General features: G+C 59.8%; 14 protein-coding genes and 1 pseudogene. 2 read left to right on the top strand and 13 right to left on the bottom strand.

The window, feature by feature from the left end; genetic code table 11:
• Window positions 1–2 precede the first annotated feature (2 nt).
• The 9 genes and pseudogenes from DXT59_RS30095 to DXT59_RS30050 form a co-directional block, all read right to left on the bottom strand.
• Window positions 3–860 (bottom strand): enoyl-CoA hydratase family protein, encoded by an 858-nt coding sequence (locus tag DXT59_RS30095; protein ID WP_116142107.1) that lies wholly within the window; start codon window positions 858–860, stop codon window positions 3–5.
• Window positions 861–928: 68 nt separating this feature from the next.
• Window positions 929–1,462 carry a MarR family winged helix-turn-helix transcriptional regulator gene (locus DXT59_RS30090; protein WP_240324742.1) on the bottom strand — a complete coding sequence of 178 codons (534 nt, stop codon included), beginning with the start codon at window positions 1,460–1,462 and terminating at the stop codon, window positions 929–931.
• Entirely contained in the window at window positions 1,459–2,244 is a 786-nt protein-coding gene (locus DXT59_RS30085) for an SDR family NAD(P)-dependent oxidoreductase (protein ID WP_116142105.1), read from the bottom strand. The genes DXT59_RS30090 and DXT59_RS30085 overlap by 4 nt, the downstream gene beginning before the upstream one ends.
• Entirely contained in the window at window positions 2,241–4,577 is a 2,337-nt protein-coding gene (locus DXT59_RS30080; protein ID WP_116142103.1) for a bifunctional salicylyl-CoA 5-hydroxylase/oxidoreductase, read from the bottom strand. Before DXT59_RS30080 ends, DXT59_RS30085 begins: the two co-directional genes overlap by 4 nt.
• Window positions 4,578–4,725: 148 nt before the next feature.
• A pseudogene (locus DXT59_RS30075) lies at window positions 4,726–5,169 on the bottom strand (PDDEXK nuclease domain-containing protein); the annotation flags it as partial.
• Between the two features lie 285 nt (window positions 5,170–5,454).
• Window positions 5,455–6,222 (bottom strand): OmpW/AlkL family protein, encoded by a 768-nt coding sequence (locus tag DXT59_RS30065; protein WP_240324741.1) that lies wholly within the window; start codon window positions 6,220–6,222, stop codon window positions 5,455–5,457.
• A gap of 209 nt (window positions 6,223–6,431) precedes the next feature.
• Entirely contained in the window at window positions 6,432–7,289 is an 858-nt protein-coding gene (locus DXT59_RS30060; RefSeq protein WP_116142312.1) for an SDR family NAD(P)-dependent oxidoreductase, read from the bottom strand.
• Between the two features lie 123 nt (window positions 7,290–7,412).
• The gene (locus DXT59_RS30055) at window positions 7,413–8,282 is read right to left on the bottom strand and encodes an SDR family NAD(P)-dependent oxidoreductase (RefSeq protein ID WP_116142101.1); all 870 of its coding nucleotides are present in this window, start codon (window positions 8,280–8,282) and stop codon (window positions 7,413–7,415) included.
• Window positions 8,269–9,189 carry an alpha/beta hydrolase gene (locus tag DXT59_RS30050; protein ID WP_116142099.1) on the bottom strand — a complete coding sequence of 307 codons (921 nt, stop codon included), beginning with the start codon at window positions 9,187–9,189 and terminating at the stop codon, window positions 8,269–8,271. The genes DXT59_RS30055 and DXT59_RS30050 overlap by 14 nt, the downstream gene beginning before the upstream one ends.
• Window positions 9,190–9,282: 93 nt before the next feature.
• Between DXT59_RS30050 and DXT59_RS30045 the strand changes: the two genes are divergently transcribed.
• Window positions 9,283–9,894 (top strand): TetR/AcrR family transcriptional regulator, encoded by a 612-nt coding sequence (locus tag DXT59_RS30045; protein ID WP_116142097.1) that lies wholly within the window; start codon window positions 9,283–9,285, stop codon window positions 9,892–9,894.
• 111 nt (window positions 9,895–10,005) lie between these two features.
• Here the strand turns inward: DXT59_RS30045 and DXT59_RS30040 are convergent, their stop codons facing one another.
• Entirely contained in the window at window positions 10,006–10,167 is a 162-nt protein-coding gene (locus DXT59_RS30040; RefSeq protein WP_116142095.1) for a DUF1328 domain-containing protein, read from the bottom strand.
• Window positions 10,168–10,381: 214 nt separating this feature from the next.
• Between DXT59_RS30040 and DXT59_RS30035 the strand changes: the two genes are divergently transcribed.
• Window positions 10,382–12,286 (top strand): AAA family ATPase, encoded by a 1,905-nt coding sequence (locus tag DXT59_RS30035; protein ID WP_116142093.1) that lies wholly within the window; start codon window positions 10,382–10,384, stop codon window positions 12,284–12,286.
• A gap of 85 nt (window positions 12,287–12,371) precedes the next feature.
• On the opposite strand, the gene DXT59_RS30030 is transcribed toward DXT59_RS30035, so the two are convergent.
• The 3 genes from DXT59_RS30030 to DXT59_RS31655 are packed head-to-tail and all read right to left on the bottom strand — an operon-like array spanning window position 12,372 to window position 13,670.
• Window positions 12,372–12,857, bottom strand: coding sequence for a hypothetical protein (locus tag DXT59_RS30030; RefSeq protein ID WP_205417498.1), 486 nt, complete (start codon window positions 12,855–12,857; stop codon window positions 12,372–12,374).
• A gap of 49 nt (window positions 12,858–12,906) precedes the next feature.
• The gene (locus tag DXT59_RS30025; protein WP_116142089.1) at window positions 12,907–13,281 is read right to left on the bottom strand and encodes a GNAT family N-acetyltransferase; all 375 of its coding nucleotides are present in this window, start codon (window positions 13,279–13,281) and stop codon (window positions 12,907–12,909) included.
• Entirely contained in the window at window positions 13,278–13,670 is a 393-nt protein-coding gene (locus tag DXT59_RS31655; protein ID WP_420823444.1) for a DUF3592 domain-containing protein, read from the bottom strand. The genes DXT59_RS30025 and DXT59_RS31655 overlap by 4 nt, the downstream gene beginning before the upstream one ends.
• Between the last annotated feature and the right edge of the window lie 61 nt (window positions 13,671–13,731).

Genomic DNA, 13,731 nt, shown 5'->3' with positions numbered 1-13,731 from the left:
CTTCAATTCCCCTCGAACGTGGGGCGCGTTTTAGCGGCGAAAGCGTGATAGGCGCGTTCGAAGTCGCGCGTGGCCATGCATATCGCCTGAGCTTGCGCTTCCGATTCAATGGCTTCGTCTACGCTCATGCTCCACTCTTGATGCAGCATCGTTTTCGTCACGCCGTGCGCGAACGTGGGGCCCGAGGCGATCGTCCGCGCGAGTTCGTCCGCATCGGCAAGCAAGTTTTCCGGCGTGCAGAGGCGATTATAAAAACCCCAGGCATAGCCTTCGTCGCCGCTGGCGGCGCGGCCCGTGAACAGCAACTCGGAGGCGCGGCCTTGACCGATGATGCGCGGCAAAATCGAGCAGGCGCCCATATCGCAGCCCGCGAGGCCCACGCGCGTGAACAGGAAGGCGAGCTTGCTGCGCGAGGTGGCGAGCCGCATGTCGGAGGCCATGGCGATGATGGCCCCCGCGCCGGCGCACACGCCATCGACGGCCGCGACGATCGGCTGCGGACAGTGACGCATCGCTTTGACCAGATCGCCCGTCATCCGCGTGAACATCAACAATTGAGGCATCGGCAGGCCAATGAGCGGCCCGATGATTTCGTGCACGTCGCCGCCCGAGCAGAAGTTTTCTCCGGCGCCATGGACCACGATCGCTTTGACGTCTGTGGCGTACGCGAGTTGCCGAAAGAGGTCCCGCAGTTCCGCATAGGATTCGAAGGTGAGCGGGTTTTTGCGCTCGGGACGATTCAATACGATCGTGCCGACGCCTTCCTCCAGCCGCCATCCGAAGTGCCGCGCGCGATACCCGGCGAGCGTCGTGCGATTGCCGGCTAGCAGTGCGTCGGCGGTGAATGCGGCGTCCGTCATCGTTCGTCTCCTATTCGTTTGCATGGCGTGCCGAGCCGGCCGTGTCGGCCTGGGCGCCGGCGCTGGCATTAGGTGCTCTGGATGCTGTCGAGCAGATGCGCCTTGAGTTTGCCGAGGCGTTGATGCATTTTCGATTTGTCGTCGATGGACAACCCGCCGAGCAATTCGACGACCCAACCTTCGTGTGCCTTGGCCATCTTGTCGAACAGCGTGCGGCCGGTTGGGGTGAGTTTGACCGTGAACGCGCGGCGATCGTTCGGATCGGCATCGCGGGCGACGAGCCCTTCTTTTTCGAGTTGGTCGGTCAGCCCTGTCACGTTGCCACCGGTGACCATGAGCCGCCGCGAGATCTCACTCATCTTGAGCCCTTCGGGGTGGCGCTCGAGTTGCGCCATGAAATCGAAGCGCGGCAGCGTCGTGTCGAATTCGGCCCGTAGCCTGCGGCGCAATTCCGTCTGCACGAGGTTGGTCGTGGTCAAGAGACGCAGCCATAGACGCAAGCTCGTATGGCTATCGGCGCCCGTGCTCATTTCGAGGTCGACGGCGCTTTCGGCGCGCGCGGCGGCGCGCTTCTTCGTCGATGCATGAACCGTGTCGCTCACGTCACTTCTCCACCGGAAATCGATATCGATTGGCCCGTGACCGAGCCGGATTCAGGCATCACGAGCCATAGAACCGCATGCGCGACTTCGCCGGGTTCGATGAAGCGGCGCTGCGGGTTGGCGCGTTGCAGGGCGGCGCGCGCATCATCGTTCGAGCGGCCGGTTTTGGCGACGACTTGCTCGAGCGACGTTTGCAACAACGGCGTTTCCGTATAGCCGGGGCATACGGCGTTGACCGTCACGCCCGTCGTCGCCGTTTCGAGGGCCAGCGCGCGGGTCAAACCGATGACGCCATGTTTGGCCGCGCAATAGGCAGTGACGTACGGGTAGCCGATTTGGCCGGCCGTGCTGGCGACGTTGACGATGCGGCCGAAACCGCGCTCGATCATCGCGGGAAGCGCCGCTTGCGTGCAGAGGAACGTCCCGGTCAGGTTGACGTCGATCATGCGTTGCCAGAGGCCGAGATCGGTTTTGCCGAACGGGGCGGCTTGGGCTTGGCCTGCGTTGTTGATGAGGATGTCGATGTCGCCCAGCGCCTTACGTGCCGAGGCGAACGCCCCTTGCACGTCCTCGGGATGGGTAACGTCGGCTGGGGCGCAGTGGATTGCGTGCGATGCGCCTAGCTCTAGGCGTTGCGCTTCGAGCTTGGCGCTATCGCGTCCAATCAGCGTGACGCGGGCTCCTGCATCGACGAGGGTGCGCGCGATCGCCGCGCCAATGCCGCTGCCGCCGCCCGTGACGACGGCATGCTTATCTTTCAGTGGATTCGTTTGTGTGGTCATCGTGCTGCCCCCGGAGCGGACGCCGAACGTTCGCGCTCGAAATTGCGTTCAAGTTGGCTCTTGGCGGCTTTATATTGCCGCGGCCATGCGACGTCGAAGTAACCGATCTTGGCGGCTTCGGTTAGCGTCCATGCCGGGTTCGCCAAGTGGGGTCTTGCGATCGCGCATAGATCGGCCCGGCCGGCCGCGATGATGCTATTGACGTGGTCGGCCTCGGAAATCGCGCCGACGGCGATGGTCGCAATGCCGGCCTCGTTGCGCACGCGATCGGCGAACGGCGTTTGGAACATGCGGCCGTAGACGGGCTTTTCGGCTTTGCTGACTTGGCCGGAGGACACGTCGATCATATCGGCGCCGGCCGTCTTGAAGGCGCGGGCGATTCGTACGGCATCGTCGGGCGTCGTACCGCCTTCAACCCAGTCGTGCGCGGAGATGCGCACCGAAATCGGCTTGCCTTGCGGCCACACTTTGCGAATCGCCTCGAACACTTCGAGCGGATAGCGCAGGCGGTTGTCGAGGCTGCCACCGTACTCGTCCGTGCGGTGGTTCGTCAGCGGCGAAATGAAGCCCGATAGCAGATAGCCGTGCGCGCAGTGCAATTCCAGCCAATCGAAACCGGCCTCGTTCGCCATTTCGGTCGCGCGGACGAATTGCGCTTCGATCTCGCGTAGCTCGTCATGCGTGGCCGCGCTCGACCATTGGCTGATGCCGGGTAAGTACTGTTGCGGCGAGGCCGAGACGATGGGCCAGTTGCCGTCCGGCAGCGGTTGGTCGATACCTTCCCAGGCGACGCGCGTCGATGCTTTCGCGCCGGCATGACCGAGTTGCATCCCGATCTTGGCGTCGCTCATATGGTGGACGAATTCGACGATGCGCCGCCATGCGTGCAGATGCTCGGGGGCGTACATACCTGGGCAGCCCGGGGTGATTCGCGCCTGTGGCGACACGCACGTCATCTCGGTCATGACGAGACCGGCGCCGCCCATCGCGCGCGCGCCGAGGTGCGTCAAATGATAGTCGCCGACGGTGCCGTCGATCGCCGAGTATTGCGCCATCGGCGAAACCACGACGCGATTCTTTAACGTGACGTCACGGACCGAAAAGGGCGTGAACATCGGGGGAATCGAATGGGCGTCGTCGGGCACTGCCTTGGCGCCGGCCTTACTCGCAAGCCATTGCTCGAAGGACCGCACGTAGCGTGGGTCGCGTTCGCGTAGGTTCTCATGCGAGATGCGCTGCGAGCGTGTCAACAGCGAGTAAGCGAATTGCTCCGGTTCAAACGAGGCATACCGGTCGACATGTTCGAACCATTCCGTCGAATTGCGCGCCGCGTTTTGAATGCGGAGCACATCGATGCTGCGCGTTTGCGTGTAGTGCGTCAATGCGGCGCGCAGATCGTTCGGATGCGCGTCGATACTGTCCGCGAGCGCGATGGCGTCTTCGAGTGCGAGCTTCGTGCCGGAGCCGATCGAGAAGTGCGCCGTATGCGCGGCGTCGCCCATCAAGACGACGGGAGTAGTGGCGTCTTTCCCGCGCGGCTTGTAGTGAACCCATTCCTGATTGACTACGCGCGGGAAGCGAATCCATTGCGCCGACCCGCGCAAATGAGCTGCGTTCGACATCAAAGCATGGCCGTCGAGGTACTTCGCGAAGAGTCGCTCGCAAAAGGCGATGCTGTCTTCCTTGCTCATTTCGTCGAGGCCGGCGGCACGCCATACCCGTTCGGGGGCCTCGACGATGAACGTGGACGTGTCCTGATCGAAGCGATAGGCGTGCGCTTGGAACCAGCCCCACTCGGTCTTTTCGAAGGCGAATGTGAAGGCATCGAATAGCTTGTGCGTGCCGAGCCAGACGAAGCGGCAATCGCGCGTGTCGATGTCGGGGCGGTACGTCTCGGCATACTTCTGACGGATGGGGCTGTTGGCCCCGTCGCACGCGATGATGAGGTCGGCGTCGTAATCATCGTCGTTCGTGACGTTCGTTTCGAAGACGAGTTCGACGCCGAGTGCCTCGCAGCGTGCTTGCAGGATATTGAGCAGACGTTTGCGCCCGATGCCGCAAAAGCCGTGACCGGAGGAGCGGATTGTGCGGCCACCGAAGTGGACGTCGATATCGTCCCAGTGGTTGAACGCATCGAGGATCATCTCGGCGCTGGGTGCATCGGCGGCGCGTAGGTTTTCCAGCGTTTGATCGGAGAACACGACACCCCAGCCGAAGGTGTCGTAGGGGCGATTTCGTTCGATGATGGAGACTTCGTGCGCCGGGTTGCGCAGTTTCATCAATAAGCCGAAGTAAAGGCCCGCCGGCCCGCCCCCGATACAGACGATGCGCATGATCGCTCCTCGCGTGTCGATGGGGGAAATTTAGTTGTGAATAGTTTATGTGTCAAGTAAATGCGGGGGTGCTGTGTCTTGGATGCGAGGGGAGGACGTCTCGGGTGCATTCCCGCCCTGGGAACCGGTGACGGCGGTGCGCATTCATTCAGTCGGTGCGTGCCACGGCCGCATTGGTGCGGGCGCAGAGGATCAGGCCCACTGGTGGATTCTCACCGGGCAGCGTCCAGTGTTCGCGAGCATAGTTGCAGTACATGCGCATTTGCCCGACGTCGGCGTGACTCAGTTCAGTGAGCTTCAGGTCGATAATGATCAAGCAGCGAAGACGCCGGTGGAAAAACAGCGGATCGACGCGGAACCAGGTCTCGCCGATGCGAAGGCGACGCTGACGCTCAACGAAAGTGAAGTCGCCACCGAGTTCCAGAAGAAAATCCTCGAGCCGGTGAATCAGCGCGTCTTCCAGGTGTGATTCGGAGTACTCGTCTTTAAGGTTGAGGAATTCGAGAAAGTAGGGGTCCTTGATCGCCTCGTCCGGCGTGACCAGATCGCTGGCTTGCGGTCGGCCGCCTTTTTCCAGCATCGCGCGCTTCTCCACTTCTCGGAAGGTGCTTGGGCACCGTTCGACTTTCAGACCAACTGTCTGCTGCACCTGCTCGGTTTCATCGGCCTAACCGACGGTGAAGGGGCGCGTGTCGAAGGCACGGTTTTCGGCCCCGATGCAGCGAAGGCCGCAATCGCTAACACCGAAACGGCCATCAAAGCGTTGTTAGCGAAGGCGGCGTGACCTCATGGCCGGGAAAAAACATCGCGCTGTTCGGTGCGACCGGGCCGACCGGAAGGCACATCATCGAGGGAGCCTTGAAGCAGGGCGATGCCCTCAGAACTTGTACCCAACGCCGAGGAATACAATGATCGGGTCCGATGTGATGCGCGTCTTGTTAGAGAGAACGACGTTCCCGTTCTGACTGACCACATTGATGTGCGCTGTTGTCCTTAGAGGGAGGTACGTTGCAGACGCTGTCAGATACCACCGCCTCGCAAATTCATATGAAGCGCCGACAGTGAAGACAGGATTCCACGATGTTCCCAACGAGGTTTGAACGCTCCCACCGGATCCTCCAAATTGCGCGAGTGCGCCGGAAAACGCCGGATTCAGATGGGTGGACGAGTACCACGTATAGTTCATCCCTGCCCCGACATAGGGTCTAAGCTTGCTTTGTGGTGAGCCGAAGTAGTATTTAGCCAGCAACATAGGCCCCCACGCACGCGTTTTGGCCAAAGGATGTAAGCCGCCGAGCGGTAAACCGGGCCCGCCGGGCCCCAGCGGCGCGGCGTCGCCTTGTGCAAACAAACGAAGTTCAGGCGGGACGCCCAGCGTTCCTTCTACCGCAATATTGTCGGTCACAAAGTAGGAGAGAAGGAATTGTGCAGTAAAAGTGTTGTGTACCTCGGCCCTCGTGCCACTTGAAGCGAATGACCCAAACGTTGATTGACTCTGAAATTCCTGCGATTCCGATCGTCCAAAATTTAGCCAGGCTGACCCGACGGATACCACAAAGCTTCCGGCGCTCTGCGCGAAAGCAAAGGTTGGCATGCATCCTACAATGGCGAACTCAAGCAATCGCTTCTTGATACGACGCTTCACTTCTGTCTCCTATTTCGGTATTTGATTTCCAGCGCAATCGGGGGGGACGGCGATAGACGAAAAGAGCTCACGTCGACCGTTTCGTTTATTTAGCAGTCCTATGTATTAATGTTGTGATTGACTTATAGAGTTAGTCGCACTTCTACGTTGCTCGCGCCGGTGGTCCTGATCGGGTGAGGCTTACTCACTCAGGCGTCACCGTTGATCCGCTAGCTTTGTCGGTCTTGACAGCGCTCAAGCTCGCGCATCAGCTTATGCATTTCATGTTGTCGCCCGAGATGCCAGTCGGTCATGATGTTGAATAACCCTCGCGTCCACGAAAACGGTGCCCACCGCAATGGCACGACGATGCGCGGTTGGCGGACTCGCAGCCCTTTTATGACGGCCTTGGCGACGTCATCGGGTTGTATGGGTCGCCGCAACGGTGCGGGAAACCCTTTTTCGATTAGTTGCGTCGCTAGCGCATTTCCGCCGAAGGCGACCTTGGCAATTGCTGTAGCCACCCATCCCGGATAGAGCACGCTCGCCGTGGACCCGGTGCCGCCTAGTTCGGCGCGCAGTGAACGCGCGAGCATCTCGACTGCGGCTTTGGACGCTGCGTAAGGCGCGTTGACCATACCGTTCACGAACGCATAGACCGAAGCGGTGACCAGGATCTGGCCTCGATTGCGCACGATCTCCGGCAACGCAGCCTTGATGGTGCGCCAAACGCCGAGCAGGTCGACCTCGACGATTCGCTCGAACTCCTGTTCATCGCAACTGTAGACGGTGGCTGGCAAATCGTGCCATGAGATGCCGGCATTAGCGAAGGTAATGTCAAGGCGACCGAACCTATCGACGGCCTGTTGCACGACCGCCCTCGTGGCCGCAGCATCAGTGACATCGAGCGCCAGGGCAAGCGTGCGCTCGGGGTCAAACTCCGCGGCGAGGCGGTCCACTGAAGCCTGCGTCACATCGGTTAGAACGAGTCGCGCTCCGCATGCATGCAACTCGCGTGCGGTCGCAGCGCCGATGCCGCCAGCAGCACCCGTGATCAGCGCCACTTTTCCCTGAAGATCGTAAGCCACTTTGTACTGCTCCTCTGTGTATGAGATTTCCATTGCCGTGCAAATGAGGGATGAGGGATGCCGGGCCACCGGCTCCGCTGGTCACGCGAAGCCGATCGGTTCCCGCGGCCACCGGATCGCCATTCATTTCGCTGTAGCGTGCGGACCCGAGTCGTTCCAGCCAGTTGCGGACGCGAGACTGATCGCGCGTTCAATGTCCTCGCCACAAAAGCCAGCGCGTTCGATGAAGCGCCTGAAGAAGCCGGGCGCCTTGGCCACGATCGTATTGATCTTTGGTACGACGATCATGTCCGCGCGGCGCTCGATGCCTGCCACGATGTCCCGCACGACCTGCTCGCGCGGGATCATCTTCCAGAAGCCTCGATCGTTGCCTCCCCACAATGCCCGGCCGGCCGGATCGGCAATAACATCGTCCATCAGGGGCGTTGGAAAGAATGTCGGATGCGCGCTGCCAATCCCGATACCTAGATGACGAAGCTCCAGACGGATGCTGTCGCACATCGCCCAGACCGCCGCCTTGCTGGCCGTATAGGACGCCTGTAGCGGCGAATGCACAAACGCGGCCATTGACGAGATCGCCAGCATGTACCCTCGCTGCTGCTGGACGAATGGCAAGCCGGCACGGAACGTACGCCACACGCCGTTGAGGTTGATGTCGGTAACGCGATCAAACGCGGCTGGGTCGATGGTGGCCATCGGCGCCATAGTGTCAATGCCCGCGTTTGCGATGACGACATCGATCCGACCGAAGTGAGACGCCGCATTGGCCATTGCGGCTTCGAGGCTTTCGAAATCGCGGACGTCGGCAGTCCAGCCAAGAACATCAGAACGGCAGCCGAAGCTGCGAGTTTGCGCCGCGAGCCTGTCTGCCTCCAGGTCGAAAAGTGCAAGACGCGCGCCGCGTGCGTGCAGCGCTTCGGCCAAGGCCGATCCTAGGCCTCCGGTGGAACCGGTAATGGCCACCACCTTGTTCGCCAGCTTATAAGTCGACATGCGCGCCTCCTTGCTTCGTTGGAACATGACGGTGGAGAAACTCCAACTGGTCGGCGACCACCTGTTCGAAGTCCTTGCCCACATAGATGTCGAAGTGCCCGGCCCGATACACGCGCACTTCGCCTTTGGGCGCGTGCCTGGCGTACCGCTTCGTCGGCCCAGCCGGAGCGACGGAGTCGGCTTCGCAAACGCAAAACAGAATCGGACAGGAAATGTCGCGTGCTTTGCGACCGGGTCGGTGCCGGACGATGTTCAGGCCGAAGCGTGCTGCGACCTGATTGCGAAATGCAGTACCGTCGGGTACGAGCGCCAGATAGCCATCCAGTGCATCCGGTGCGGTCATCAACGCGGCAGAACCGGGCGGGCCCGCCGTCGGCACCATCACCGGCGCCCGGCCGACGAGGGATAGCACTGCATCGCATAGAGCCAGCGCGGTAACCTTGAGCGTGCTACGCCAGTTCAGCGCGAACAACGACGCGACCCCGTCCGTGAACGGGCATTGCGCGATGGCACCGGCAATCGTCCGGTCGCGTGCCGCAGAGAGAATCACATGACCGCCGCCGAATGACGTTCCCCACAAGACCACCTGATCCGGCTGGAGATTGCTGTTCCCGCGTGCAAAAGCGATCGCACCCGACCAGTCTTCCAGTTGACGATCGATATCGAGCAATTGGCGAGGGGAGCCGTCGCTCGCGCCGAAATGTCGATAGTCAAACACCAGGCACGCGTAGCCGTCCGTGCAAAAGCGTTGCGCATGGGCGTCGAGCCGCATTTCCTTGATTCCGCCCAGCCCATGCGCCATCACGATGACGGGAAACGGGCCCGTCCCGCGAGGCTCATAGAGCCAGCCGCGGCAATGTTCTCCGCGGTCGCCTGCTACAAACTCGACACTTTTTCGCCCGGCCATGTGTCCCCCAAGGTATGCGAGAATAGATTTCGATACAATGTTGTAATGCATTCTAACTTTGTAATGAGATCCATCTAGTGAGGTAAACCCCGTATGGAATCCAGAGCTCAGCGCCGGGCAGCCTCGACCCGATTGGCGATCGTGCAAGCCGCCGAGACTTTGCTGATGGAGGGCGGACTAGACGCGGTCACGCCTGAAGCCGTCGCGACCCGGGCGGACGTCGCAGTGCAGACGCTCTATAACCGTGTAGGTGGCCGTTCCGCGTTGCTCATTGCGGTGGCGGAGCGCGCGTTGGAAGAAAACCGCGAGTACATGGACGCGGCCTATGCATCCGATGGCGATGTCGAGACGAAACTACGTTGCGTGGCAGATGCCTACGCGCGGTTCGCCAAGGAGCGCCCGCACCAGTTCCGTATCCTTGTGGAACCACCCAATGAGCCGGAGGCGCTCACGCGTATTGCTGCTCTAATCAGACAGCAAAACGCCAAATTGGCCGCATTGATCAGCCGAGGTATCGAGGAAGGATGGGTACATGCAGGCGTCGAGCCTGAACACGCCTCCACGGCCCTATGGGCAATGATGAATGGCGTTATCAGCCTGATGTGGCGCCCCGATAGCCTTCGACTGGATGTTGATGGCATCGACGATCTACTGGACACCGCGATCTCATTGTTGATCGGTGGCATTAAGAGGCGGGGGGATTGACGCGTTGGACGCACGCAACGCGCAGCAGGCCGCAGGGGGTATCGATCTACCGGTCTTGGTGTCGCGAATGCCGCAAGACGGACTTTATCCTCCCCGATCAGTTACAAGGCCTCAGCGTCTCATCAATCCCATGACGAGCATGACGAGGAAGACGACCAGGAAGATGAAAAATAGGATCTTGGCGATGCTTGCCGCGCCGGCGGCGATTCCGCCGAAGCCGAACGCTGCGGCAACGATGGCGATGATGAAAAATATCAAAGCATAGTACAGCATGATGTTTCCTCCGTTCCGGTCCCATTTGATTGGGTGTACTTGATCGCGAGCAAGCCCTGTTCCCCCCGTCTATTCGGCCGTTTCAAACCAGTGAGGCGCTGGCATACTGCCATGAGTGCAGCGCTCCAAATCAGGGTCGCAGCAATACGATTTTTCCCCGTTTTATCAGACCTGAATCGCTGTTCGAAGGTCTCAAGTTCTGGAAGTCCTGGTAATGAAACCGGCAAGTAACTCATGGTGGTCACGAATCGGCAGATACGTGACGTTGGGCTTGATCGCGTCGCTGCTTGCCGCAGCGTTGGTGTGGTTCCACTGGCAACAGCGCGAGCGCTACATCCAAGGCCGTCCTTCCTTGACGGGAATAACGAATGAGATGCGAAAGGATTCGTCGGCGTGGACGCGCGACGAAAAAGACGCGTCGATCGTGTTGCGCGATATCGAGCAGCACCACGTCGTTGCAATCGGCGCGGGGCGGAACGCCATTCTCGTTTCGACGACGGACGGCCGAAAGTATTTCGTCGCGGACCAAGACGCCGCCTTCGCGAGCGCCTTGATGCCCACGATCATGAAAGCGGCGAGTGAATCGTCGTTTCAACTGATCATGCTGCCGGATGTCGACGTCAATATCGGCGCGATGCGCTGGTCCGATGTCGTGGACAGAACACGTGATGCATTGACGCTTCTATTCTCGGTTCTCACGATGGGCGGTCTTCTGTGGTTCGTGCGCCGCGAGATGAAAGGCGGTGCGAGCCTGCTTCAGCAATCGCCCGAATTGAGCTTTGAGGACGTGATCGGCGCCGGCGAAGCCAAAGCCGCCCTCACCGACGTCAAGGCTTGGCTGACCGATCCAATGCAGTTCACCCGCATGGGGGTGCGCGCACCCGGCGGCGTGCTGATGACGGGTGGTCCCGGTGTCGGCAAGACGCGCCTCGCACAAGCGCTCGCCGGGGAATGCGGGGCGAACTTCATCGCCATTACCGGAAGCTACTTTAGTGCGAAGTACTACGGCGTGGGTATCCAGAAAGTCAAGCACCTGTTCGAGCTCGCCCGCAAGAACGCGCCGACCGTCATCTTCATCGACGAAGCCGATGGTCTCGGCAAGCGCACGGATGCCGGCGCGGGTCCCGTCGAAGCAGAGAGCAATCGCATCATCAATCAATTGCTTGCGGAGATGGACGGCTTCGAATCGAACGCGGGGGTGATCGTGGTCGCAGCGACGAACCACCCGGACAATCTCGATGAAGCGCTGCGCCGGCCGGGCCGTTTCGATCGCACGGTGCAGGTTCGCCTGCCCGACCTCCAAGATCGCGTGCATATCCTGCGCTTTTACGTCGCCAAGCTGAAATCGAAAGCGGACGATTTGGATTTCGAGCAGCTCGCGCGGCTGACGACGGGTTTGTCGCCGGCGGCGCTCTCGACGATCGTCAATCAGGCGGGCCTGATTGCGCGAAAACGTGGCGACGACAAAGTTGGATCGACGCATTTGATCGAGGCGATCAAAATTGCGCGTATCGGCGACGTGAACGGTGCTGAACGCGCGCTGTCGGACGACGAGCGCACGCGTATCGCGGTCCATGAAGCGGGCCATGGGCTCGTGGCCGCATTGCTCGGCACGGGCGTGCTCGAGGAGGTTACGATCATGCCGAGAGGCGGCGCACTCGGCGTGGCGCTGGTGACCAAGCGCCAGGACAAGCATCTCTACCGCGAGACGGAAATGCGCAACGAGATCCAGGTGCTTCTCGGTGGGCGTAACGCGGAATTGCTAGTGCTCTCCGAGGCGTCGAGCGGTGCCGCGCAGGATCTGCAGGAAGCATCGCGGATCAGCCTCGATATGGTTTCAAAGTTCGGATTCAATGTGGACGGCAATCTGTTCAGCTTTGCCGCGCTCCCGCAGCAATATGCCGGTTTGCAACTGAAGAGTGCGATCGAGCACGCGAATACCCTGCTGAAGGATTTGAACGACGAGTGCTACTCCCTGCTTCGCGCGAACGAACCGGTGCTCCGTGCGATTGCGGACCAGTTGCTCGAACGGGAGACTGTGGCGGGGGAAACCGTCTATCGCCTGATCGAAGATCACGCGGCAGCGGTAAAGAGAACGCAGCGGGTATTGGCGGCGTAGCGCCGGGTCGTGGTCAATGGGGGGCTTATATTCAAAGACTTAATGCGGCACACATTAAGCGTGCCGCCCCCATTGCTAACTCGAATTACTGGCCGTTAGTGCCGGTTGCCCATACGGGTACTGTCGGTTCGTAAATAACAACGTTTCCATCGTTTTGGGCAATCAACGTCGAATTCGGCTTTCCGTTGGTGTCCGATGCCCAAACCGGACCCGGGTAGCCGTATATGACGAAGTTTCCGTCCTGTTGCATGATGGCTTTCGATACGGCCTTGCCATTGGTGTTGGATGCCCATAGCGCCTTGTGGTCGCTCAGGCGGTACAGCACCAAATTTCCATCGTCCTGCAAAATAAACTGATGCTTACCGTCAGGCGATAAGAGATAATCTTCCTTGAGTAAGAACTCATTTGTTAGTAGCGTTGAGCCTTTGTATCCCATGATAATCCCCATTAAAAAGAGCGTAGCATGCCTACTGTGAGAATTCACAGAAAAGAAAATGCGGAGATGTTTTTCGTGCTGCAGGCGGGAATTTTTATATTTTGCGCCTGCAACGAAATCATAGGATAAATTCACCACGCGGTCGGCAAATGATGGATATCGTTTACCCTACTAATCGAACTCGCTATTGGATTAAGCGCTGCATAACGATGAGGTCGCCGTTAAACCGCGGACTGGTTGCGCGTCGAATTTCTTCGAAGCCCTCGCGCTGCCAGAATGCGTATGCGCGAGGATTCGTTGAAACGACCGCAAGTTGCGCGGTGCGATAGCTCCACTCTATCGCCATCTCGATCAACAGGTTTAAAGCGGCCTTTCCATAGCCTCGGCCCTGATTCGCTTCGGTGACGAGCATCAGGCCAATCCATATGCAGTCGTCAATTGGATATGAGCGGATCACGTCCGCGCAGCCGATCATATCCCGTCCGGCAAAGAATCCGAAGGCTGATTTCTGCGCGGCATCCGTGCCCACTGGCTTGCCGAAGAAGTCGGAAGATCTCATGAAGACCCGTTCGCAGCCCGACGTCGTCCGCTGTGTATAAAGTCCACGGTCTTCGCCAACACTAGAACAAACGGCGTTAGGTGTATGGCGTCTCCCAAGCCAAATGTTGCCCGATCCAGGACGGAGCGTGACGGGTTGTTCGGGTCGTAGAACGCATGGACTGCGGAACCGACCGGCCGCGATAAGCCATCGCGTTCCGCGACTCGCTCGTATTGATACCAATTTACGTCGAAGCCGTAAGCGATGTGGGTGCTTTGGGCACTGTACGACTTGCCGTCTACGATGTAGGTATAGGTCCATGACGGTGCCCATAAGCGGTTTCCATCCTTAAGAGGTTTCGAGATCGTATTTATGGACGTTATGGTTGCTTCCGTTTGAGAGAGGCACAAAACCTGCTTAAGCAAGCAGCCTTCCTGTGAGGCAGCAATTCGAACACTGCTCGCCCACCAC

It is taken from the genome of Trinickia diaoshuihuensis, assembly GCF_003390925.1.
GTDB lineage: Bacteria > Pseudomonadota > Gammaproteobacteria > Burkholderiales > Burkholderiaceae > Trinickia > Trinickia diaoshuihuensis.
The sequence above is the reverse complement of the archived record's forward strand: the minus strand, read 5'-3'. Positions and strand labels throughout refer to the sequence as shown.

Excerpts from the sequence above, each read along its gene's own strand:
- DXT59_RS30095 (WP_116142107.1), bottom strand. The coding sequence starts at position 860 with ATGACGGACGCCGCATTCACCGCCGACGCACTGCTAGCCGGCAATCGC.
- DXT59_RS30085 (WP_116142105.1), bottom strand. The coding sequence starts at position 2,244 with ATGACCACACAAACGAATCCACTGAAAGATAAGCATGCCGTCGTCACG.
- DXT59_RS30080 (WP_116142103.1), bottom strand. The coding sequence starts at position 4,577 with ATGCGCATCGTCTGTATCGGGGGCGGGCCGGCGGGCCTTTACTTCGGC.
- DXT59_RS30055 (WP_116142101.1), bottom strand. The coding sequence starts at position 8,282 with ATGTCGACTTATAAGCTGGCGAACAAGGTGGTGGCCATTACCGGTTCC.
- DXT59_RS30050 (WP_116142099.1), bottom strand. The coding sequence starts at position 9,189 with ATGGCCGGGCGAAAAAGTGTCGAGTTTGTAGCAGGCGACCGCGGAGAA.
- DXT59_RS30045 (WP_116142097.1), top strand. The coding sequence starts at position 9,283 with ATGGAATCCAGAGCTCAGCGCCGGGCAGCCTCGACCCGATTGGCGATC.
- DXT59_RS30040 (WP_116142095.1), bottom strand. The coding sequence starts at position 10,167 with ATGCTGTACTATGCTTTGATATTTTTCATCATCGCCATCGTTGCCGCA.
- DXT59_RS30035 (WP_116142093.1), top strand. The coding sequence starts at position 10,382 with ATGAAACCGGCAAGTAACTCATGGTGGTCACGAATCGGCAGATACGTG.
- DXT59_RS30025 (WP_116142089.1), bottom strand. The coding sequence starts at position 13,281 with ATGAGATCTTCCGACTTCTTCGGCAAGCCAGTGGGCACGGATGCCGCG.